Genomic DNA, 21474 nt, shown 5'->3' on the forward strand with positions numbered 1-21474 from the left:
CCGATGGCGCTGAAGAAGACGCAACGCACGCCGGTCGATGAGATCGCGGCCGCGACCACCTGTCGGCCGTTTGAGAGGGACTGGGAATCGTGCGCGGCGTAACTCAGCGCCGGATACTGACCCGCCCAGTCCAGCGAACGCGCGATCGCGCGGTCCAGAAAAAAAAGTCTTGTCGTGCAAGATGCTTCCTCGAGTGGATGCCATAAATAGGGCTTGGGGTCATCATGCCGCGTACTGACGGAAGTCAAGCTAACGACCCGACCGAAGCGCGCAGCGTTGTGCGACACTGCTGTCAAGTGAGTAGGCTGCGTTTTCGTGATGCCGGGAGTGAGACAGCCTCCAGCGGCTCACAATCGGCGTTCCATTCGACGGCCGGGATCCGTCGCGAAAGTCTGAGTGCGCGTTTCTGATCCTTCCTCGCTTCGTAGGACGCCAGCCCGTTCATCCCGTACACCTCGATGTGTGTCGGCACATCCGTATCACGAAGAACGAAGTCCGGAAGCATGTCGTCGTCAGGCGACAGGCGGACCGGTTTAAGAAAGTCCCGACGCTCGGCGACGAGACGGTTTGCCATCCCAACCTCATACATCGAGTCGCAGGGTACGAACGCTGACGAGCACAGCATCGCCGCCAGGTCGATCAGCTTCAGGTGGCCCTTCGCAGTCCGTTCAACGAGGAGGATCGCCACGACGCGTGCGGTGCGAACGCCAAGTGCTTTCCATGCGTGCGCGAATGTCCTTGACGCATGCTCGATGAGCGTGGCGCTGGCGTAGTATTTTCGTGCGCTCTGCCGCAGGCTCAATGCGTGTCCGAACTGAGTCGGCACGACATCGTTGATTTCCCCGATAACTAGCCCGCGATGTGTCGCGCCGTTGGCGCTGGTAGCCAGTCGCGCGACAAAGACGTCGAACTCTGAATTGATGGCGGTCCGATCGGCCTCTTCGTAACGGCGCATGATGTGCAGAACTTTCTGGGCGTCGGACCCATTGATCAAGGCGGTACCAACCTCTGCGAGTAGCATTGCGTTGCACTGGCCCCAGTGACGCGCAGTGGCGGTGCCTGTCCACTGGTTCAGCGCAGATTCAGACCAAAGTGTCTGGAGAAACGCGAGGAGGCTGGCCGAGCGGCGGCTGGTGCGGCCGGTCGGCTGCGCAGCAGGGCCGCGGGAACCGGTAGCGGTTTCGCGCAGCGTGAGCGCCGCATCGAGCTTGACGTTGAGTCCCGTGGGCGTCGCCATGATCGCCGCCTTGCTGTCGCCGCCGCGCGCTGCACGCGGCGCATCCGGGTCCTTGTAAAACGGGCAGCTATCCCGCTTGTGGCGGTGCCCGTCCTCAGGCCAGCCTGCCAGATGTAGCAGGCTTCCATATCGCCTGATGACCAGTTGCAGCGGTGTCTGGTGACTCGCGCACATGCAGACGGCGTAGCCGGGCGAGACCTTCGCGCGTTCGAGCCGTTTGACGTAACGGGCCGGATTGTCCTGCACGTCGGCCAACGGGAAAGTGCCGTTATCGAAAGAGACGAGAGACATGTTTTCGCACCATAGAAAATGGCCGCAAGGGCGGCCATGGCTTTGAATGGGATTGGGCTAAGTCAGCGGCTATAACGGTTTTCCGCGGAGGCACGCACATCTTCGGAGACCTGTTGCAGCCATCTGCTCGAGCCGTCGCGCGTGCTGCCGAATGTGAACGAATGGTGAGCTTCCTCGGTCGGCTCGTACTCGCGGCCCGTAGATCTGTCCGTCAGAAACCAGTTTCCGTTCGACAGTCGGAGCACGTGGCAGCCGGGGTAGCGCTGCTCCATCGCTGACTGTTCCCTGCATTCGCGACGCATGCGAAGCTCTTTCCGAAGCGAGTGCAGCAGCGCTAGCGCCAACAAAGTCGTTGCGGCACCCGCCATAACAGCGACCGGCACCCACGATGACCAGTGCAGGGCAGACGCCACAGCGCTCAACGCGCGCCACGCGGCGGTCAGAAGTAGGAGACAACCGACGATCGGCACGATGACGAATTCAACGAACATGGACGCCTCACGCTGGCTGGACACGACCGACCGTGCGGGTCACAGGACTGAAGTACAGCTTGCCTTCGCTGGCGCAATTGATCTTGAGTCGAATGCGACGGTGAACAGCGCTGCGAAAGACGTTGGCAAGCCCAAGGTCAACGCCGAAGCTGAAGCTGAAGCTGGTTGCGATGACAAACATGAATACTATCTGCGTTACAACCAGAATCTGGGTCGCAGCACGCGCGAGGTCTGCCGGCTGCAGACGGGCGATCATGGACATCGTAGTCTGGAAGGTAGCGGGGGAAATCCACGCTGAGACCACGCAGGTCCAGAAAAGCATCAGCGGCACCAATATGAGTGCGGCAAGCGTCCCGCGACCTGCGAACCCAATGATGTTCGCGAACTGGGCCGCGTAGTTTCGAGGATCACGAAGCGAGTCAAGCTTCAGCGAAATGACGTCGATCGACGCGATCGAGCCGACCTGCGCACCGTTGATATAAACATCAAGAAACGCATCGGGGTCCGTCGCGTTCAGGCTCGCGACGAGCTTACGAACCGCGTGGCGCCGCGACATCTCAGCGAAGATGCCGGCAAGGACGGCAACAACAGCGGGTTGAACGACTCCATCTGCGCTGCAGATCGGGACAAGAAATGCAAAAACCAATGCTGAAACGGTCGTGACGAATGCCGCGCTGCCAGCTGGGTTCACAGGGTAGTTCGCGTTTGACATAGGGTATCCAGTGGTCTGTGTCTAATTGGGCTTCAGTAAAGAACCGCACGCTCACACGATGACTTCAACGTCAGCGTCAGGCCCGCGCCAGAACGTGCCGTCCGAATCGTCAAGCACGATCACCATTCGTGTGATCGGGTCATGCCCGGTGACGAAGCCGTCCCGGAGCCGCGCGTTCCCGGTCGGGTAACGCACGCGTCGCTTCCAGAGCGACGTGCCCCCTTCGACTGGGATAAGGCCTGCGGCATTGGATCTGGACTTCGCAATCATGTCGGTGTGCGGGGGTATAGGTCATTCTCCCGCCCGATGGCACGCCGCGGAGAGCAAAAGACGCCACCTTTTCCGTTGCTTTCAGGTTCTGATCGAGGAAGCCTGCCGCATACCCCGACTCTCATTCCGTCGTGCGTAGGGGATGCAGCGTCAGCTTGTACTGGTCCCGCAGCGCAATGGTGACGGAGTCACCCGGCGTGACCTTTACCGTTTTACTGTCGCTCCAGCCGTGCGAAAGTGGGCGCTGTGTAGCGAAGCCGACGTGCTGGATCGTTTGCATGCCGTCGAGCGTCTCGCGGCTTACCCATGCGGTCAGCGACACTGTCTCGGGCGTTGCATCGTCCAGCGACAGCTGTAGCGTGTTTCCGATATCGACCGTGGCGAGGTCGCACTTTGGCCCATTACTGACGATGCCCGAGTCCGGGCGGCAGGATTCGACGTAGCTCACACGCACGTAGGTGGTATCGATGTTGATTGGATTGCGGCGTGACAGGGTGGTACGTCCCGCTCCTACTACCTGGCCCGTCGGGTCAGACAGCCGGAACTCGACCGTGTATGAGCTTGGCGCGGGGTCGGCAGCGAGGGCGGCGCTCGCGCCAGAAAAGAGGGCAGCAGTCATCGAACAGGCGAGGAATGTCTTGAGCATTTTGGGTTCTCGGATAAGTAAGCATCGGGGCAATCGCGCCCACACCGATTCTGTGGTGGTCTGAGGGAAGTCAAGCGCCTGAAAGGGATATGGATTCACGCGTCTTAGTGGCGCATCGTCACCGCTTGCCGGTTTCCGTCCCCGACTGAAAGCTATATGGTTTTCTGGAGCATTCCGGCTTAGGTGGTTGAGCCGGCTCACGCGATCGGACCCTGCCAACTCGCTGATGAGTCATCAACCGAACGCCTTATGGGCAAGGGTTGCCGCGACACTATCCACAGGGTTATCCAGAAAATCTGTGGATAAGCATGCGTCGACCGGCGCGCGGCTGGCGCCCGAAAGCGATATAGATTGCCTGTGCATTCACGAATTTTCGCCGAGTCGTCCGCGCTAATATCGGTTCAACACTCGCGTCAGTGACGCATCGATCAGACGCCTGCAGACAGCAGCGCGCCATTCATTCATCCCGACGGGTTTCACACCCGTTGCGGGCGTGCTCCCGTCCAATCGTTGGAGCTCGCATGAATCGTCAACGCATCTTCTCTTTCGGACTGATGGTCTGGCAGACGCATGGTCTTTCTCACGACCAGCTGCTGCGGATCGTCAAGGCGAAGAGACGCTATTCGCGACATTTCCGCGCGGCAGCGCTTCGCCATCTCGTAATGGATGCGCCGCTGGCGGTGACCGGTGGCCGTCCTTTCGCAGAGCGGCGCCGGCGCGTTCGTGCCTACTACGGCATCTAGCAGCAACATTCACTCACCCAACGGGGCCTCCCCGTTGGGGATGCGCCCCGGATCATTTACGGAATCCGGCATGTTCAATCACTTTATTCAAACGTTCATTGATGCGCAGACGGCAGCATGGCGTCACTACAGCGCGGTCGCGGCGACTGAAAAGCGCCTGTTTGGCGACACCAGTACTCCAGCGGTTCGGGTGCCCGGGACCCTGCAGATAGAGGCAGAACTCCGACACGCATACGAGGCCCTCGCGCTCAGGATCATCGAGAAGGCGCGTGACAGGTTCTCTGTGGGCCGCGCGCGTCCGGCGGTCAGTCGCACGCAGGTGTATCGACAGGCGGGGTTCGACATTGAGCGATCCCTTGCGGCTGGCGAAGTGCCTGACTTCGACCTGCTGTGGACGGTGCTCGAATCGCAGTTGGGCAATATCGGTGCGCCGGCGGGGGAACGCTAATGGGACGCCAGCAGAGGAAGGAGCGTGCCGCGAGCAGCGGCGATCCGCACAAGGCTGCGATTATCAAGCTGATGCGCGAGTTCACGCATTCGCACGACCCGTACACGGTGTTCGCGCATTTTGTAGAAGTAAGCGCGATCGCCATTAGCAGCAAGGTCGACCAGTCGCAGTTCGAAGCACGCGAGAAGCGTTACCTCGAAATCGTCGGCAAATACAAACGGGAGGAAGTTAACCGGTTTGCCGCGATGTTTGCGGAACTGCAGATGTGCTATCGGACGCGCATCGATGCGATCGGCGATCCGGGCTCCGGTCATGAGCCTGCCAGTGGGCTTGGTGACGTGCTCGGCGAGATCTTCATGGCGCTGGAACTCGGGAACGCTCGCGCAGGGCAGTTTTTTACGCCCTACAGCGTGTCGCTGCTGATGGCCATGATGACTGTGGGCGATGGCACCTCGATTCGCGAGCAGGGCTTCATTACCTTGCAGGAGCCAGCCTGCGGATCGGCTGGCATGGTGGTGGCAACGGCACAGGCGATGCATCAGGCGGGTCTGAATTATCCCGAGACCCTCCATGCGACCTGTGTCGACATTGACCCACGGTGCGTGCACATGGCGTATGTGCAGTTGTCGCTGATGGGCATTCCCGCCGTGGTAGTGCACGGTAATGCGCTGTCGCTCGAGGTCTGGTCGGTGTGGTACACGCCAGCCCACGTTCTCGTAGGCTGGAACAGGAAGCTCAGGCGCAGCAGGCCGCAGTTGCCAGTTGAGCCTGAAGTGTCCCCCGCAGATGAGGCGGGGATGTCGCAATCCAGTCTCGAGTCACCTGAGGCAGCGAGGTCCCATGACGTCGAAACAGACTCAGGCACTTGCCGGCTGCACGCTGGCGATACCGCTGTTTGTGAAGAATCCGATATCGCCGTCGCGGTAGAGGATCGAAGCGACGGTTGCGCGCCGCTGACCGTGGCGTCGTCGCTTGCGGACCTCTTTGAGCAGGTGACAAAGGATCCAGGGGCAAAGCGCACTGAGCCCACGATCTTCGATCGTATCGGCCAGATGACGTTGTTTTGATGGATCACTCTTCTTTCGCGCCGATCCGGGTGGCAGCACCCGGTGAAAGCGATGTATGTAGAAAGCCCGGTCTTGCGACCGGGTTTTTTTTCGTCCGCTGAAGGCAAAAGGCGATACGATTTCTGCACCTTTTCACTGCGGCGACGCGCGTCACTGGCGGTATCGTTCAAATACTTACCGCGTCTCTGACGCATCGACCTTGCCGGCTCTATCCGGCTTTTCATCTTTGACCCCATCGGGAACCACTCCCGAACGGGGCAGGTTCCCTCTCCGGAGAGCCTGCATGTCAAACAGCTATCTCGATATCCGCGTCGCGTTCGCGCTCGCGAAGATCACTAACATCGCCTTCCCCGAAGACGACGGTTTTATTGTTCCGATGACCGCCGCTTTCGAGCTCGGTCTGCGAGACGCGGCCGATGCACGGGACGGCGAACTGAACGTGCCCACATTCTTTGCTGATGAGCCGAATCTTGCTGAGTCGTGGTTACTCGGTACAGAGACGCACAAAGCAGAAGACGCGGCAGAAGACGAGACGTCAGGCATGTGCTCATTCTGCTTCAAGGGTCACCAAATCTGGGATTGCCCGCACCTTGAGCATTGAGAATTCACTTTACGCGTCGCTGACGCATTGAACGGCCGTAATCACGGCGCCCATCTTTGACCCCATCGGGAACCACTCCCGACAGGGGGCAGGTTCCCTCTCTGGAGAACCTGCAATGCAACAACAACTTACTGCTCCTCTCAAGCGCATCAGAATCGGTCGGAACCCTCGCACGTATTTCGATCCGAAGGCGCTTGCGGAACTGACCGAGTCGATCCGTCAGCACGGCGTGGACACACCGATCATCGTGCGTCCGGTCGTTGACGACGATTTCGACTACGAGGTCATCGCCGGTGGCCGCCGTTACCGCGGCGCCATGGAAGCCCACGGTGAAGACTTTCCGATGCCCATCGTTGTAAAGGACGTCGATGAGGTCGAAGCGCGGCGTATTGCGCTCATGGAGAACATCCAGCGCGAAGACCTTTCTCCCGCCGAAGAAGCCCGCGACGCTGCCGAGCTACTCGGGCTGCAGGGCGGCGATCGCGACGTGACGGCCAAGATCCTCGGCTGGTCACGCTCGACGCTCGATAACCGCCTCGCGCTGCTCAACTGTTCGAATGCGGTGCTAGATGCACTAAGCGAGCGGAAGATCAACATCGCTCATGCCGAACTGCTGGCAGCGCTCTCGAAAGAGAATCAGGACAAGGTTCTGCCTGTCGTCGTTGCCGAAAAGCGCACAGTCGCTGACGTGCGCAAGCTGGTGGAATCGGCATCCTGCGCGTTGGCGTCAGCCATCTTCGACAAGGCAGATTGCGCGGGTTGCCCGCACAACTCGTCGACTCAAGCGCAGATGTTTGGCGAAGCGATCGGTACTGGCAACTGCACGAACCGTAGCTGCTTCAACGATAAAACCGAGAAGCAGCTTGAGGCCACAGCCGCGGCTTTGCGCGATGAGTTCCAGACCGTGCGGATCGTGCGGGCTGGCGACAACCACACGCGTGTGCAACTGGCGGTGGACGGGCCCAAAGGCGTCGGGCTCGAACAGGCGAAAGCCTGTCATGCCTGCGCGAACTACGGCGCGGCTGTCAGCGGCTTGCCAGAATCCCTTGGGAAGGCCTATCGCGGTCAATGCTTCGACACCGTCTGCAACATGAAGAAGGTGGCCGCTCGCATCCAGGCCGATAAGGCCGCGGAGCAGCCGAAGCAGGCCGAAGGCGCGAAGTCGGCGCCGGCGCCGAAGAGCGCGAGCGGCACCGCGAGCAAGTCTGCAGGCGCGCTGGCGTCGACGAACCCGTCGGTGACGGTGATTGCCGAGTCCGAGAAAGTCAAGGCATATCGCGTGAAGCTCTGGCGCAAGGCGCTACGCATGGACATCGGCATGGATCACGATCTGGCTCGCCAGTATCTGATCGCAGTCGTGCTAAGCGGCAACGCCCGGCACATTGAGGACGGTGCGTTCCGCAAGTTCTTCGAGCGCATGGTCGGTGGCGACGTCGAGTTGCCGATGGCGGATCTTCCGAAGTCGGTCAGCGCTGTTCAGGCGACCAGCGAGAAGGTTCAGGCGGACCTCACGATTGCCATGCTGTTTGCGGCGATCGAGGGGCTGGAAGTCACGCGGCTCACGCAGTTGTGCAAGTTGCACAAGCTGGACCTGAAGAAGCACTGGAAGCTCGACAAGGAGTTTCTGGAGCTGATTACGAAGTCCGAAATGCTGGTGCTGGCCGACGAGATCGGCATTCGCGCCGCACTCGGCGACAACTTCAAGAAGGTTTTCGCGAAATCGAAACCCGAACTCATCGAGGCACTGCTCAAGGTCGAAGGTTATGACTATGCGGGCAAGCTGCCGAAGGTGCTGAAGTTCTGAAAGCAGGGGACGCGTTCTGTGTCCCATTCCCTCTATATGTATACGCCGCCATCGCGGGGCGTTCCTCTTTTCTGGAGTCAATCATGTTTCAGCAACTGGAAGCGCTCGTGCGCTCCGCAGGCAAGGTCGTCATGACGTTGCAGGCAGCCGGTGATCAACTGGCGGTGTTCGTCGTGCCGCAAGGTGCGACCGACCCGGCGCTGCGTCAGCCTCTCGTGCTCACGGCCACCGCGGCGGAGCTCGATGAGGGTTTCGCGGCCGCACTGTTGACCTACACGGGTTCGCACAAGTCGCTCGAGGAGCAGGTCGCTGCAACAACGGCGATCCTGGACGAAGCGAAGAAATCGCAGGCCGGCAAGGCGCAGAAGGCGTTGCAGGGCGGTTCGAAAAAGGCGCTTCCCGCGCCGGCTTCGGGCAGCGCTGCGGATAACGACGAGAGCGATGAGGATGACGATGCGCAAGCGTTGGAGCCCGCGTCTGCTGTAGCGTCGGCAGAGCCCGCATCCGCCGAGCCGAAAGGCACGGACCTGCTGTCGCTTCTCGGATAAGGGGCCTGCCATGTCGATCTCCATTGCGGCAGTGATTCGCGAGTTCGCCTACAACGGCATGAACCTTCTCGACCCCGGCCCGGCGTTCACGCCGGATCAGGTTCGCGATCTGTTCACCGCACAGTACCCGGAACTGACGACGGCCGCGGTAGACGGGCCCGAAATCAGTGGGAACGTGATGCGTTATACGTTCGTCCGGGCAGCCGGGGCCAAAGGCTCCCATGCGTAAGGACGCCTTGCTCAAAGCCCTGTCCGGACCGGACGCGGCATTCAACCAGGAACCGCCCGAAAGGGCGGTTTTTCTTTATGACGAGGAAGCCCGCTCATGCTCTTCGATCCTTCAACAGCTGATTCGCACCTCACTCTTGGCGCCGGTGGGTCGTGGCAACCGCCACGCGCTGCCGCTGCCCGACGTGGATCTGCCGCTGATTTTCTGACCCTGCCTAGCGTCGCGGACGACGTCCCCGTCGCTGCACGCGTGAAGTGGCGCGAGGACGTATCGCTCGCGTCTCTTGCAAAAAAGCACTTCCTGTACGGACCCCTGCGTGCGGCAGACGTGAACGAGCCGGTCGATGCTGGTGATGCCTTGCAGCAGGCATTCTTTGCCTGGGCGAGGCGCCACACATGCCGACTCGAGCGAATTACGGTGCAGGCGCGGCTATTCGACAGCCACGCGGTGGGCGACGTCCTGCGGTACACCGGAACGGCGAGCAATGACGAAGATCCTTCGCCACTGTTCTTCGCTCTGGAGTCGCCAGAAGAATGGATCTGCTCATTCGGGGCGACGGCCGCGAAGTTGCGCGCCGCGCATCCGCTGCTGCTGCGCACGGTCATGTCCGTCATCCATCGGGCCTCCCTGCGTACGGTGTGGCTGCGAACCCCCGACTGGTTCATGTATGAATTTTCATGCTGGTACTGGGACGGGGACGAGCGCATCACCGACGCGGAAGCGGACGAGATGCTCAAGGAGCGATTCGGCGAAGACGAAGAGGCGCGCAAGGCTTATCTGCCCTCGGTCGTCAGACCCATGCTGGCCCCGGAGGACGCTGAAGCTTCCGTTTTCTCCGGCGGCCGCTGGCGGCTTCGTCCGGCATTGACGGACGACGAACTGCTTGTGCTGCGTTCCAGAAGCAGGGGGACAGTTCGCCGCGTTTGCACGGAACTGCTCAGCCTGAACAGGCTGATGCACGGCACGCGTCGGCGAAGACTCTTTGACGCCTGCTACGAGACCAATCCCGTCTACGCGGGATGCGGAATCGTCTACGACGGCAACGAGTTCATCGGCGACATCCTCGACGCTCATTTCGACAGCGAGGCTCAAAGCGGCGAGGCCACGACCTATCACGGCTTCATCGCATTGGGCGACAACGCGCGCGCGATCCGCCGGCAATACGCCGACTGGGAGCTCGCATTTTCCATTCTGAAGCGTCTCGACCGCCTGCTGGCGTTGGTGACGCACATTATCTAGGAGTCTTCTTATGTCTGGTATCTCAACGGGCCGCGCCGGTGCAGATGTAGCACTGCAGTCGGCGCTGCTGTTGTATGGCGCGAAAGATGACAGCACGGTGTTCGCAACGGCGCACCCCGTCGCGTTGGTGAACGGCCGCCCGACGGTCGGCGCTGGTCGGCCGCTGCAGCGCGATGCGTTGATCTCTGCGCTCACGAAACTGGCGGAGCACGCCGCACCGAAAGCGGAGTTCCTCCCGCCGACGGTGTTAGGTGTCTCGCCGGCGGCCGTGACGTGGTGGTGCCCGGGCGGCATGCGCCGGGTGTTCTTCAAGTGCTCTAACCTTGGTGAGCGCTCCGCCGTCGTGCCGCATCCGGGACTCGTATTCCAGGCGTCCAATCTGGGATTTCGCGTCTTTGCGCTCGCCGATGGAGTGCGACCCACGGCGGGCACGAAGCTGTTTGAGCCGCCGTACTTCAACACGTGGGATCAGGGTGGCATCTGCATCGGAACGGCGCGGGTGCCCAAACGTGTCGATGTGGCATCCATCCCCCGCTGGGAAGCCGGGTTTTTCGAGTCGGCATTTACCCATCCAAATGCTGGTGGCAAGCGCGTCAGCTATACGGATGGTGAATACGCCTTCTGGCGCGACATGCTGGACGGCAAGTTCGGCGAGTCGTTTCCGCTCGAGTGCCTCGTGCCGACGAAATTCACGGTGCAGGCGCTGGTGAGCGGTCGCGTCGGAGGTGCAGCATGAACGCCCTGGACGCGGTACTGCAGAAGTCGTTTCCGTCCGTCATGGTCCCGCGCAATGAGGCGGTGCCGCCGCTGACGGCAGCGGGCGAGCGGCTGCTGATCGCCGCTAACGGCATCTGGCTGGAAGTGTTCCGTCCATGGATCCGGGTGGTCCGCTGCATAGCCCGCTACGACGTGCGCACGGCGATTCCGTACGGCGAGGTTGCCGAATCAACGGAACTGCTGTGCGGCGCTGTACCGGGAGAGCACTTGGCTGCGTTCTACCGGATGGCACGGGCTGCTCTGCCGAACGAAGCGGGGGCGTGGATCGTCTGGAACAACCATGCGCGGGAATTCCGGATCGTGCCGTTGCCTTCGTTGTCACATGGTCCTGGCCATCTCGTGTATGAGCGGCCGGTTTTGCGTGACGGCGAAAGCGTCGTGCTTGACTGTCATTCGCATGGCTCGGGCGCCGCGTTTTTCTCGCGTACCGACAACGATGACGACCGGCATGACGTGAAACTGGCATTGGTGCTCGGACATTGCGACCGCGCACCATCAGTCGCGCTTCGACTGTGCGCCAAGGGGATATTCGAGAAGCACGACGGTATCCCCGGCACGTGGCAGGCGGCGCTGGATGGGGAGGTGACGGCATGAGTACTGCCATCAAGCACCGCATTCCGCAACACATGCTCACGCAGCCCTGGCGGGTGGTTGTCGTTGGCGCTGGCGGCACCGGCAGTGCGCTGCTGCCGAGCCTGGCACGGCTGCACCACGCAATGATCGAGCTCGGACATCCGGGTGGAATCGAATGCACGGTGTACGACGACGACACGGTCAGCGAGACGAATGTCGGCCGGCAGGGGTTCTATCCGAACGATGTTGGCCAGTACAAGGCGTTGCTACTCGTGAACCGGCTGAACAACCTCATGGGTACGCGGTGGATTGCGGAGGCGCGCCGTATCGATTCAAGTGTCCGGCTGTACGCGGACCTGGTGATCGGATGTGTTGACACGCGGCGTGCCCGCCATGCAATCGTGCAGTCTGCGAAGCGTGGCTCGTGCGGTTACTACCTCGACTGCGGCAATGAGACGGATCGCGGCCAGGTCATTCTCGGCGAGTTCGGAAAGGCACGGCATGACAGGTTGCCCCACGTGGGCGATCTGTTTCCCGACCTGCTGAATGCGAAGAACGACAAAGGTGACGACACCCCGTCCTGTTCGATGGCCGACGCACTGCGCAAGCAGTCGCTGGTTATCAACCAGGCGATTTCGGTGCAGGCGTTCAATCTGTTGTGGACGCTCTTTCGCACCGGGTCGCTGGATTGGTCGGCCGTATTCGTGAACCTCACAACGGGGCGAACGAATCCGGTTGCCACTGATCCTGCTGCATGGGCGCGCTTCGGGTACGAAGCACCGAAGCCGGCGGAGAAGAAGGCTCGCAAGAGCCGGAAAAAATCCGCCGCACTCTGATATGCCGCTTCCTTCGGGAAGCGGCTTTTTTTTACCGGAGAATCATGAAACAGAAGATTGTTGATAGCCTGGCGCAACACGGGTGGGCCAAGGACCGGATCGTGGATGCGTTCAGCAAGACGTTCGAGACTGTTGTCGCGCCGAAGCGGGCCAGCATCTGGCTGAGGTTTGACCAGGAAGGCAATCGATGGTGGCTGGCTCACCGACGGCCACTTCACAAGCGCCGGCGAAAATGTCCTCGCGGGCAGCTACGCGATTTTCCCCGTCGACATGGCCGACCGGGAAATCCGGGAAACTGTCGCGGTGCTCGTCAGCGAGATGGAACAAAAGGTTGCGGGAGCGTATTCAGTGCGTCTGCTAGGTATCGCCGAGAATAACGCACAGAACACTTTGGCGGCGGAGCGGAATCGGGAAGAAGTGCCCGGCATCTAGGGCTCTCATATCATGGCAAGCAGCGCCGCAACCTTCGGGAGCGGCGCTTTTTTTTCGCTAACTGTGCTCACCAGTAGTAACGATGGCGTCGATATTGGTGGATTACAGCCAGAACGAGCAGGGCAACGAAAATGAATTCGACGCCCCACGTCATCCATGCGCTGTTAATGAATGAATCCTCATGCCAGGGACGGAACGAAGAGGCCGGGTCGTTGCCGCCGTTCGCAATGCAGGTCAGAACCGGCCACGTCGCCGGCCATCCGAAGGCGAAAAACGCAGCGAAAAATGACAGCCCGAACTTCTTAAAAAAGTACCAGGCGACGCCGAGGACGCTGGCAATGATGAAAAGCCCTGTGGCAGTTGCGAGTACGGACGCAAAGCTTGCGCCGATCGAGCGGGAAACCGCGAGGACGCCTCCGAAAACTACTACCAAGACGAAAATAATGATCGCGGACACTAGGCCGTCATCGCGGTTATGCATCTTACTGACCTCATAAATTAAGGGAACGTTAGCCGGTGTAACGGCATGCGGCACATGCTTCTGAAGGTACAGAAGAGGGACGCCGCCAATTGGCAGCAGGCGACACCTGCGTAGAGACCAAAGCCGGTTATTCATCGTCGCACCTGCACACGGAAGTCAAGTACGCGAGATTAACGCGGCGAAAGAAGGGTGGTTTTCCGGATGTTTCCGGGCGTTGATGACTGGCGGCGGCTCTAAAATCACCGTATCACCCGCGCTTCTGCGCATCGAATGAACACTTCAGCTTGCTGGAGTGCTCGAACCTTTGACCGGCTAATGTCGGTCGTCCACGACGGAGCAAATCCGTCTATCAACCCTGTTGGGAGCCATCCCAACGGGACCGGCTCCCGTTTTTTTGGAGCCGCACCATGCTGCAGCACGTCACCAAATCCGCAGAACTCGTCAAGTTCCTGGCAATCGCCAACGACCCTGAGCGGATCTCGGAAAGTGGGGCTTTCGTGAGAACCAACGCGTTTCCGCGCAAGCTGTTACAACTTTGCCCATCCGGCAGTTCCAAGGCACCATTCTGTATCTGTGGAGCGATGGAACGGCCACTGTGAAGTTTGATTTTCAAATCCCTTTTGACGCCGAGCGTGAGCTCGTCAATTGCGGCCGCGTCGACCTGCATTACCTCACCCCCATATCGCCGTAACCGCGTCTGTCCGGTGCTTAAGGTGAAAGCCACCTGAAGCACACACATCTAATCCTGCTGGGAGCCAATCCCAACGGGACCGGCTCCCGGTTTCTGAGGAGCTTTCCATGTCGAATCGCAATAGCATGATCACAGTCGTCTCGATCAAGTCGATCCTGATCGTTGCCAGTATTCTGGCTCTCACTGGCTGTGCGCTCGTCGTTTTTGGCTGTGCGTTCGAAGCGCAAGGTCAACTCGATCTGTTGCGCGCATCCGGTCCTGCAGCCCTCGAGGCCTACCTGGCGCATGTCGGCTCGCACCAACTGTCCTTCGCTGCGCTCTTGGTCGAGTCCGTTACGGGACACGGCTACGGGTACGGCGCGTTCGTGCAAGGCGTCGGTTTCTGGTTTGTCTTCGTTCTCGCACCGCTTTCGGTCGTGCTGCTCACCGCAGCGCGCTGGTTTGCTGTTCGCGATCGGAGCACGAACCCGCGGCTTCGCCTTGCCGTTCACTGAATAAAAACCCTTTTCTTTCCCGTCAGGGCGACCTCCCTGACGGGACGGTTGCCCCTCTCTCGTTGAGGCAATCAAATGTTCAAGATCATCGTCAGTCTCGTTCTCGCGTCCTTGCTGTCGGCTTGTGCCGGTGTTGATTTCGGCTCGCCGAATACCTACCAACGCTATGACGTACAGCGCGCGGGAACGGTCGAAGAGGGAACGGTTATCCGCACTCGCGCGATCACGATCGAAGCCAGCCAGGATAACTCGGGTTTGACTTCGCTGATCAGCGCTGGCGTCGGTGCATTCCTCGGTAGCCGCACTATCGGTAACGGCTCTGGCCGTTATATCGCTGGCGCGCTGTCGGGGGCTGCATCCGGCTTCGTGACGCAGAAGGTTTCGCAGGCCCTGTCGCATCGGGCCGGCCTCGAGATCATCGTGCGCAAGAGTTCTGGCGGCAACGTGGTCATCGCCCAACCCGATGACCAGCAGTTTGCTCCCGGCGAGCATGTGCTGCTCGTCTCCACCAATTCGGGTTTGCGCGTTACGCACTGATCCGCTTCTCCCAACGCCGGCGCCGCTGGCGCATTCCTTAATCGCGAGGTGTCCGAAAGGGCGCCTCGCTTTTTACTTTTCAGAGACATCAATGTTCAAGATCCCAAAGGTGTTCCATGCAGACCGCCGCAGCGCGGGTGCCGCATCGGACGCTGCCATCACCCATCACGCGACGCAGATGCTGCGTCGTGTGGCGCGCGACCTTCGTCTTCGCGCTGGCGAGCACGAGGTCGTCGCCGAACCGGCACGCCGGGGACGCGGCTGCCGCGTCACGCTTCGCACTCCGGCAATCATGCTGGAAGTTGCCGACACGCCGGCGCGTCGGAAAGTCGCCGTGTCGTTTCGCACGCGTCGCGGCCGCTCGGATATGTCTGGCGGCGCCGATAACGCCGTTTCGCTCGAGCAACTATCGTCCCGCGATGGGTACGACACGCTGCTTGGCGGGCTGCGCCTCGCGGGTGGACTCGATAACGAACGTCGATAGGAGGCTCGATGGAAATCGTCGATATCCTCGTCGAGTACCCATCCGGTATGACGATCAGCGATCGCGCCAGCTACATGCGCGATGCCAGTCAGGTGTATCCATCCGAGCGTCTGCAGGCACTGCTTCGGCCGTTATCGATGGCACGACTATGCAGCTTGACAGCAGGATTGACGGGACGTTTTCGGTTGGTGACGAGATCGCCACCGGGCGGGACAGCGCTGTCAAGGTTCTGCTCCAGCCGTTTCTTGACCCGTCAAATGACCAGCGACAGCAGTTCGGCCGGTTCTGTCACACACTTGCCGCTGCTGCTTTCCTGGGCGCTGTCGGAGTCTGGCATTCGACAAAGGCCTGGACCGCTGCCGACATCAAGCTGGAAGTCAGTCTGGTCGCAAGTTTTATGCTAACGTTCGTTCAGGGCATGATTTCCATCAAGGGAGAATGAGCATGGACATCAGTTTTCTGGTAATTGGCTTCGCAGTTGCTATGTGCGGGATTGGCTCGCTGATGGAGCACAAGGCGCGCAAGGCCAAGCGGGAGCGGCGGTTAACGCGCATTTCGCATTAAGCACCTGATATCGTCTCGGGCCGAATTTTTCTTCGGCCCGGCATTCATGAAAGGCTGCACCTTCGGGTGTGGCCTTTTTCATTTTCTGGACGCCCTATGTATAAAACCCTTGATTTCCCAGCTGCCTTGGCAGCTGCTCGCTTTCATCCCGCAGGCAAGTCGCTCGATGAAGTTGTGTCGCACGTCGAGCTCACACTGCGCGAGACTGAAAACGAACCGGAATGGCTGTCGCGGGCGAACCTGGTCGAAGATGCGAACACCGATCTATACGGCTTGCTTGGCAGTACGCCATGGCCGGAAGTCGGTCCGACGAGGCGGGTAAGCCTCTCGGTGGAACGTGGCAATTCTGAAGGCTGGATTATCCGCGTCGACCTTGTAGAGCTTGTCGGCGACGGCGACACGCAGTTCTGGAAGTGCCGCGGCTGATACGCATCAAAAGCCTTTCGCGCTCCCGGACATGGTCGGTAGCCGCCATCGTTTCGTGGATGCTCGACGTCGACTGATCCAACCTGATTCCTTCAACTCCTTTTGGGGCCACCGTCCCCAGCTGGGGTGTTGGCCCAATTTTTTGTGGAACCAACTGCTCATGTACACACTGACCATTCCCGGTGAAAAGTTCGTCGCCGCAACGCTCGCTGGCGTGCTGGCTCTCTTTCGCGATGAACGCGTTCAGGCAACCGAAACGGCCTCGATCTCGCTCGACGGTGATGCCTGCGTCGCAACGGTGACGCGGTACAACGGTACCCTCGCGCTCCGTCATCCCGGCGCTGCGGCCCAAGTGGTGGCCGCACTGTTCAACGAAGTTCGTGATTACTCGCTGTCCGAATATGGCGATGCTCCCGAACCCTGGCGGATCCGTCCGGCGCACTGGGATGAACTGTTCGGCTTGTTCGATCTGGCGCGGACCCCGGAAAGCTTCCTCTCCAGTAGCCAGATCGACGCCGAAAGAGCAGCGGCGCGTGATGCTCGCCAGTTCTTCAACCTCTCTCCGTTGTTCCATAGCGTAGCGGTCGAGCGACTCGGCTTCGGCGCTGGTGGGCCGGCGGCTCCGGGCGGGGGCGTGAGCTGCAGGCACGAAGTGCACGTCGCCTATGCGCTTCTGCGCAACGAGCCGGTGCCAGATAGTGTCCTCGACGACTATCGCAAGATGGACCGCGCCTTCCGATACGACCTGGAGTGGGCGAAGCCGCTTCTCGACGTCGTTGAGCTGCGTGGAAGGCTTCCTGCGGAGAAACATCGCTGGGTCGCCTCTGTCATGCGCGCAGCGAAGCAGCCGATTACCGCTGAAACGGTCGACGCAATCGTGGCGGCCGTCAGTGGTGTACCGGACGCGTGTGACTTCGTGGATGTGGACGATGCGCTCTTCGCTGGAGGCATCCTGTCCGTCGACGCACTACCGCCGATGTTCAACGAGCCGATAGCCTTGGGCACGCCTGTGAACGGATTTGCAGAGCGGCTGCGCCAGATCCTGGCCGACTCGCGCCGGGACAAGTCGCTGGACCGCGCGGACATGGAACGTACGCAAGGGCGCATGACTGCGCGCAGGCACAGGCTGGAGCGCGAGATGGCACAACTCTCGCACGGTCGTGAGACCTTCGAATGGGCCAACCGCATGGCTCTCGCCGTCGAGCAGCATGACCTGCCGCTTTTGCTTGAAGTGCTAGATAGTCCGGACACCCGCAACCGCAGCAGCAAGCGCGCGCTGGAAGAGCACTACGGCATCAAGCTGCGCGGCATGAATGCCAAAAGCCGTCGCCGTGCCATCTTCGGCCTGTGCGGGATGGATGAAGTTGGACAGGCGGCATGGCAAGAGGCGGATGCTGAGCGCAAGGCGGCCGCGCGCAAGGCTGAAGACGCGCGACACGCTAAAGAAGTCGCACAGCGTGCCCAGTATCAGCGTCCCGATGGCGTTGTCATTGATGGAGCCGCACACGTGGAGACCGCGATTCAGGAGGGTTTCCGCGAGATCCGTGACTGGCGCAAGGGAGCGAGCAAGCAGTACGCTCTCGTGAATGTCGAGCTGGGTCAGGCGCGAACGCTGCGTGCGAAAGATGGGACGCTCGATTACGCGCGTGCCATGCTCGAACGTCTGGCCGCGTGAGGGGGCGACTATGCGATTTGATCGTTACCCCCGGTGCGAAGGCTATCGGTGGACGCCGCGTATGGAAACGCTGCACCTTCGCCGGCAGGACCGTGCCGCCGAAAAGATCGCTCAGGCATATCCGCTGTTCTCCGACCAGATTGCACCGCCCCGCGCGTTGTCGGTTGAGGAAGAGAGGGTGCGCCGCGAGCGCATGTATGACCGCAGCGAGCAACGCATGCGTGATCTGGTTGCAGGCCAATGGCGTCGCTTGCGGCGCGAATACTTTGCGTGTTCGGCCGACGTGCGTGAGCGGATCGTGAGCGAATGGAAGGCTTGGCGCGGTCCGGCCAACCCTGTCTGTTTTTCCTACGTTATCGAGAAGCACAACGGCATCGGCGAAGAGAAGTCGCGGCGGCATCGTGAAAGGGAAGCGGCAATGATTGCCCGAATCGATTCAGCGCGCCTTGCTCAGTCGTCGTTGCTCTGACGGTCACATTTATTAACTTACAACCGGCGCCCAGCGCCGGTTTTTTTCGTCGACCGGTTTGCGCTACCTGCTTAAGCGGGGTTGTTTTGCGCATGATTCTGTCATGTCGCATCATGGCGGCGACGTAGACTTCTATTCATCACCTGCGTCCCTGACGCATCGAACCGCCGGATTCCGGCAACAATTCTGCCCTGGGGGACGTCATCCCTTTACGGGCGGCACCGGGGTACCACTCTACGAGGACCCCATGACACAACAATCGGCTTCTCAAGGCGATGGCGTCTCGATCGCGCAGATCGAAGACGCGATCAACGTATGGCGCAACCGCAATCCTTCCATGTTCGAAACGGATGTGCTGGTGCTGTGCGCCGAAGCCCGCTGTCTTGCTGATCTGTACGGCGAGATGATCTTTACTCGCGAATCCTCGGTCTCGCGGGGTACGTTGACGCAAGCGCAACTTGAGGCGTTGACCGGCGCGCTCGCGTAACACACAACCGCTTTCTCTCGCGTCAATCGACGCATCGAACCGCCGCGTAAGCGGCACACTCAGATCGCCCCATTGGGACCACGTCCCTCGGGGCGTCGTTTCGTGGGGCCTTTCCTTTTCAGGGTACCCCATGAAAATCAATCCCTCGCAACTCGGTCAACTGCTTTCTGCTTATATCCCGAAGGGCCTTCCGGTTCTCATTACCGGCAGCCCGGGTATCGGCAAGAGTGATATCGTCGCGCAAGCTGCGCACGATGCGGGCCACGAACTGCTGATCAGCCATCCCGTCGTCGAAGACCCCACGGACTCGAAAGGGCTTCCGTTTCCGTCACCTGACGGCAGTGCTGCGAAGTTCCTGCCGTTCGGCGATCTGGAGCGCGCCATCAACGCGCAGTCGCCGACAGTGTGGTTCCTCGACGATTTGGGCCAGGCGTCGCCCGCCGTGCAGGCAGCGAAGATGCAATTGCTGCTTGCACGTCGCATCGGCGAGCATGACTTGCCACCTCATGTCACCTTCGTTGCGGCCACCAACCGGCGCAACGATAACGCCGGCGTGACGGGCATTCTCGATCCTGTCATCTCCCGTTTCGCAACGGTGGTGGAGCTGCAGCCGACGATCGACGACTGGACTGCCTGGGCGGTGCGTAACAACGTGTCGCCGGAGTTGATTGCGTTCTTGCGCTTCCGGCCGGATCTGTTGTCCGTTCAGAAGAAGTCGCGCGATATCGAGAATGCGCCGAGTCCCCGCAGTTGGGGTTTCGTCGCGAGAACGATGGGCGTCGTACCGGCAGAGCTTGAACTGATCTCCTATGCAGGATCGGTTGGCGACGCGGCCGCGAGCGAACTGATCAGCTTTCTCGGTATCTACCGTCAACTGCCCTCGCCGGACGCCATTCTGCTTTCGCCGGATAGTGCGCCGATTCCCGAAACGCCCGCTGCGCTCTACGCAATTAGCACGGCGCTCGCCGCGCACTCGACCGAAGGCAACTTCGACCGGGTGCTGACGTACAACGATCGCCTTATCGACGCGGGCTACGGCGAGTTTGCGGCGCTGCTTGCGCGCGATGCGGTCCGTCGCACGCCGGAGTTGCAAAACACCCATGCGTTCATTCGTGCGCAGGGTGGCCCGCTCGGTCAAATCATCCGCGGCCAGTAAGCGCGCGTCCTTCCCGCTTTACCTGTCTCTCTGTTGCCACGGCTCGCCCCGCGCGGACCGTGGCTTTTTTCTGCCTGCCGAATCCATTCCCTATCTTTTCTGGAGTTATCCATGAACATCACTGAACTGAAGTCGAAAGTCATGCTCTCGTCTGTCACCGTCTCCGCCTGGCAGGGTCGTCGCTTCGATATGAAAGCGACCGAAGCTGTCGAGGCGAAGCATCAGACCAAGGGCATCGGGCGCTTTAACAAGCGTCTGTTGCCGGAACACGCGCCGAGCTATCACGAGGTCATCTCGATCGGCAATCGCATCCGCTCGTACTATTACGCCCACACGCTGCAGTATGAGCAGTTGGGCGTGCGTCTGCTGCCGACGATGATCTACATGGACGTCGCCGATCAGCTGCGCAGGATGAAAGACGAGTTCGAGCTGGCGGTGTCCGTTTTCCTGACGGACTATCTGGACCTGAAGGAAAAGGCGCGCGACGAGCAGAAGGACCTGTACAACGAGGCGGATTATCCGACGCTCGCCGGGATGTCAGGCAAGTTCGGAGTCAAGCTCGCGGTGCTGCCGTTCCCGGATGCCAGCCAGTTCGGCGTCGATTTGCCCCCCGACGTTCTGTCCGATCTGCGAACGGAAATCGATCAGCACGTACTCGCCTCGATTTCGACGGCCAACAGCGACCTGGTCGGCCGTCTGTTCGAAGCGGTCTCGAAGCTTGCGGACCGGCTCTACGGCGGCACGAACGTTCGCCTGGACGTTACTAACAACGTGCGCGAACTGTGCGATCTGCTGCCCAAGCTCAACTTCTCGAACGATCCGAAGCTCAACCACATCCTCGAGCAGGCGAAGCGCCATCTCGCTGTGCATACAGGTGCCGATCTGAAGGAGTCGAACGTGCTGCGTTCGCAGGTAGCTGCCAAAGCCTCGGAAATCGAGGGGCTGATGGCCGCGTTCATGGGCGGAGCGCCGGAACCGATGGCTGATCGTGGACCGGCGTTTGCACCGTTCGAGACGATCGTCCAGCCGGAGCTGACGCCCTTGCTGCGTCTCGTTGCCTGAGGTG

Annotated in this window: 30 protein-coding genes; 24 read left to right on the top strand and 6 right to left on the bottom strand. The window is 60.6% G+C overall.

Features of this window, described 5'->3' with window-relative positions; all coding sequences use genetic code 11:
- Positions 1–292: 292 nt before the first annotated feature.
- The 5 genes from JMY24_RS30280 to JMY24_RS30300 all read right to left on the bottom strand — a co-directional run bounded on the left by JMY24_RS30280 (position 293) and on the right by JMY24_RS30300 (position 3647).
- Positions 293–1528 carry a DUF1173 family protein gene (locus JMY24_RS30280; protein WP_128597374.1) on the bottom strand — a complete coding sequence of 412 codons (1236 nt, stop codon included), beginning with the start codon at positions 1526–1528 and terminating at the stop codon, positions 293–295.
- 62 nt (positions 1529–1590) lie between these two features.
- The gene (locus JMY24_RS30285; protein ID WP_128597375.1) at positions 1591–1830 is read right to left on the bottom strand and encodes a hypothetical protein; all 240 of its coding nucleotides are present in this window, start codon (positions 1828–1830) and stop codon (positions 1591–1593) included.
- A 196-nt stretch (positions 1831–2026) separates the two neighbouring features.
- Positions 2027–2731 (bottom strand): hypothetical protein, encoded by a 705-nt coding sequence (locus tag JMY24_RS30290; protein ID WP_128597376.1) that lies wholly within the window; start codon positions 2729–2731, stop codon positions 2027–2029.
- Between the two features lie 51 nt (positions 2732–2782).
- Positions 2783–2926, bottom strand: a complete 144-nt coding sequence (locus JMY24_RS30295; protein ID WP_164853762.1) for a hypothetical protein — start codon at positions 2924–2926, stop codon at positions 2783–2785.
- A gap of 196 nt (positions 2927–3122) precedes the next feature.
- Entirely contained in the window at positions 3123–3647 is a 525-nt protein-coding gene (locus tag JMY24_RS30300) for a hypothetical protein (protein WP_201703427.1), read from the bottom strand.
- A gap of 521 nt (positions 3648–4168) precedes the next feature.
- Here JMY24_RS30300 and JMY24_RS30305 point away from each other — a divergent pair.
- The 13 genes from JMY24_RS30305 (at position 4169) to JMY24_RS30360 (ending at position 12944) form a co-directional block, all read left to right on the top strand.
- Positions 4169–4390 carry a hypothetical protein gene (locus JMY24_RS30305; protein WP_128597378.1) on the top strand — a complete coding sequence of 74 codons (222 nt, stop codon included), beginning with the start codon at positions 4169–4171 and terminating at the stop codon, positions 4388–4390.
- 70 nt (positions 4391–4460) lie between these two features.
- The gene (locus JMY24_RS30310; RefSeq protein WP_128597379.1) at positions 4461–4838 is read left to right on the top strand and encodes a hypothetical protein; all 378 of its coding nucleotides are present in this window, start codon (positions 4461–4463) and stop codon (positions 4836–4838) included.
- A gap of 71 nt (positions 4839–4909) precedes the next feature.
- Positions 4910–5905 (top strand): N-6 DNA methylase, encoded by a 996-nt coding sequence (locus JMY24_RS30315; RefSeq protein WP_236597570.1) that lies wholly within the window; start codon positions 4910–4912, stop codon positions 5903–5905.
- 283 nt (positions 5906–6188) lie between these two features.
- Complete coding sequence (locus tag JMY24_RS30320) at positions 6189–6506, top strand: hypothetical protein (protein WP_128597382.1); 318 nt, start codon at positions 6189–6191, stop codon at positions 6504–6506.
- Between the two features lie 115 nt (positions 6507–6621).
- The gene (locus JMY24_RS30325) at positions 6622–8310 is read left to right on the top strand and encodes a PRTRC system ParB family protein (protein ID WP_128597383.1); all 1689 of its coding nucleotides are present in this window, start codon (positions 6622–6624) and stop codon (positions 8308–8310) included.
- An 83-nt stretch (positions 8311–8393) separates the two neighbouring features.
- Complete coding sequence (locus JMY24_RS30330; RefSeq protein ID WP_128597384.1) at positions 8394–8858, top strand: PRTRC system protein E; 465 nt, start codon at positions 8394–8396, stop codon at positions 8856–8858.
- A gap of 10 nt (positions 8859–8868) precedes the next feature.
- Positions 8869–9087: a PRTRC system protein C gene (locus JMY24_RS30335; RefSeq protein WP_128597385.1), complete on the top strand. Its 219-nt coding sequence runs from the start codon at positions 8869–8871 to the stop codon at positions 9085–9087.
- Positions 9080–9295 (top strand): hypothetical protein, encoded by a 216-nt coding sequence (locus JMY24_RS38580; protein ID WP_236597571.1) that lies wholly within the window; start codon positions 9080–9082, stop codon positions 9293–9295. The genes JMY24_RS30335 and JMY24_RS38580 overlap by 8 nt, the downstream gene beginning before the upstream one ends.
- A 41-nt stretch (positions 9296–9336) precedes the next feature.
- Positions 9337–10326: a PRTRC system protein F gene (locus JMY24_RS30340; RefSeq protein WP_236597572.1), complete on the top strand. Its 990-nt coding sequence runs from the start codon at positions 9337–9339 to the stop codon at positions 10324–10326.
- Between the two features lie 10 nt (positions 10327–10336).
- A complete protein-coding gene (locus tag JMY24_RS30345; RefSeq protein ID WP_128597387.1) occupies positions 10337–11062 on the top strand; it encodes a PRTRC system protein B in 726 nt (241 codons plus the stop codon).
- Positions 11059–11697 carry a PRTRC system protein A gene (locus JMY24_RS30350; RefSeq protein WP_128597388.1) on the top strand — a complete coding sequence of 213 codons (639 nt, stop codon included), beginning with the start codon at positions 11059–11061 and terminating at the stop codon, positions 11695–11697. Before JMY24_RS30345 ends, JMY24_RS30350 begins: the two co-directional genes overlap by 4 nt.
- Positions 11694–12512, top strand: coding sequence for a PRTRC system ThiF family protein (locus tag JMY24_RS30355; protein WP_128597389.1), 819 nt, complete (start codon positions 11694–11696; stop codon positions 12510–12512). Before JMY24_RS30350 ends, JMY24_RS30355 begins: the two co-directional genes overlap by 4 nt.
- Positions 12513–12680: 168 nt before the next feature.
- Positions 12681–12944: a hypothetical protein gene (locus tag JMY24_RS30360; protein ID WP_193425332.1), complete on the top strand. Its 264-nt coding sequence runs from the start codon at positions 12681–12683 to the stop codon at positions 12942–12944.
- 67 nt (positions 12945–13011) lie between these two features.
- On the opposite strand, the gene JMY24_RS30365 is transcribed toward JMY24_RS30360, so the two are convergent.
- On the bottom strand, positions 13012–13560 hold the full coding sequence (locus JMY24_RS30365; RefSeq protein WP_128597390.1) for a hypothetical protein: 549 nt from the start codon (positions 13558–13560) through the stop codon (positions 13012–13014).
- Between the two features lie 272 nt (positions 13561–13832).
- Here JMY24_RS30365 and JMY24_RS30370 point away from each other — a divergent pair, with 272 nt between their 5' ends.
- The 11 genes from JMY24_RS30370 to JMY24_RS30420 all read left to right on the top strand — a co-directional run bounded on the left by JMY24_RS30370 (position 13833) and on the right by JMY24_RS30420 (position 21470).
- Positions 13833–14024 (top strand): hypothetical protein, encoded by a 192-nt coding sequence (locus tag JMY24_RS30370; protein WP_128597391.1) that lies wholly within the window; start codon positions 13833–13835, stop codon positions 14022–14024.
- A gap of 199 nt (positions 14025–14223) precedes the next feature.
- The gene (locus JMY24_RS30375; RefSeq protein WP_128597392.1) at positions 14224–14610 is read left to right on the top strand and encodes a hypothetical protein; all 387 of its coding nucleotides are present in this window, start codon (positions 14224–14226) and stop codon (positions 14608–14610) included.
- Positions 14611–14685: 75 nt separating this feature from the next.
- A complete protein-coding gene (locus JMY24_RS30380) occupies positions 14686–15147 on the top strand; it encodes an outer membrane lipoprotein (protein WP_128597393.1) in 462 nt (153 codons plus the stop codon).
- A gap of 91 nt (positions 15148–15238) precedes the next feature.
- Entirely contained in the window at positions 15239–15631 is a 393-nt protein-coding gene (locus tag JMY24_RS30385; protein ID WP_128597394.1) for a hypothetical protein, read from the top strand.
- A 148-nt stretch (positions 15632–15779) separates the two neighbouring features.
- Positions 15780–16073, top strand: coding sequence for a hypothetical protein (locus JMY24_RS30390; protein WP_236597573.1), 294 nt, complete (start codon positions 15780–15782; stop codon positions 16071–16073).
- Between the two features lie 218 nt (positions 16074–16291).
- Positions 16292–16621 carry a hypothetical protein gene (locus tag JMY24_RS30395; protein ID WP_128597395.1) on the top strand — a complete coding sequence of 110 codons (330 nt, stop codon included), beginning with the start codon at positions 16292–16294 and terminating at the stop codon, positions 16619–16621.
- A gap of 160 nt (positions 16622–16781) precedes the next feature.
- Positions 16782–18296: a hypothetical protein gene (locus tag JMY24_RS30400; RefSeq protein WP_128597396.1), complete on the top strand. Its 1515-nt coding sequence runs from the start codon at positions 16782–16784 to the stop codon at positions 18294–18296.
- 61 nt (positions 18297–18357) lie between these two features.
- The gene (locus tag JMY24_RS30405) at positions 18358–18765 is read left to right on the top strand and encodes a hypothetical protein (protein ID WP_236597574.1); all 408 of its coding nucleotides are present in this window, start codon (positions 18358–18360) and stop codon (positions 18763–18765) included.
- Between the two features lie 247 nt (positions 18766–19012).
- The gene (locus JMY24_RS30410) at positions 19013–19252 is read left to right on the top strand and encodes a DUF3717 domain-containing protein (protein ID WP_128597398.1); all 240 of its coding nucleotides are present in this window, start codon (positions 19013–19015) and stop codon (positions 19250–19252) included.
- 130 nt (positions 19253–19382) lie between these two features.
- On the top strand, positions 19383–20408 hold the full coding sequence (locus JMY24_RS30415; protein ID WP_128597399.1) for an ATP-binding protein: 1026 nt from the start codon (positions 19383–19385) through the stop codon (positions 20406–20408).
- 111 nt (positions 20409–20519) lie between these two features.
- Complete coding sequence (locus tag JMY24_RS30420) at positions 20520–21470, top strand: hypothetical protein (RefSeq protein WP_128597400.1); 951 nt, start codon at positions 20520–20522, stop codon at positions 21468–21470.
- Positions 21471–21474: the final 4 nt, after the last annotated feature.

The sequence above is a fragment of the Paraburkholderia kirstenboschensis genome (genome assembly GCF_904848585.1).
Lineage (GTDB): Bacteria > Pseudomonadota > Gammaproteobacteria > Burkholderiales > Burkholderiaceae > Paraburkholderia > Paraburkholderia kirstenboschensis.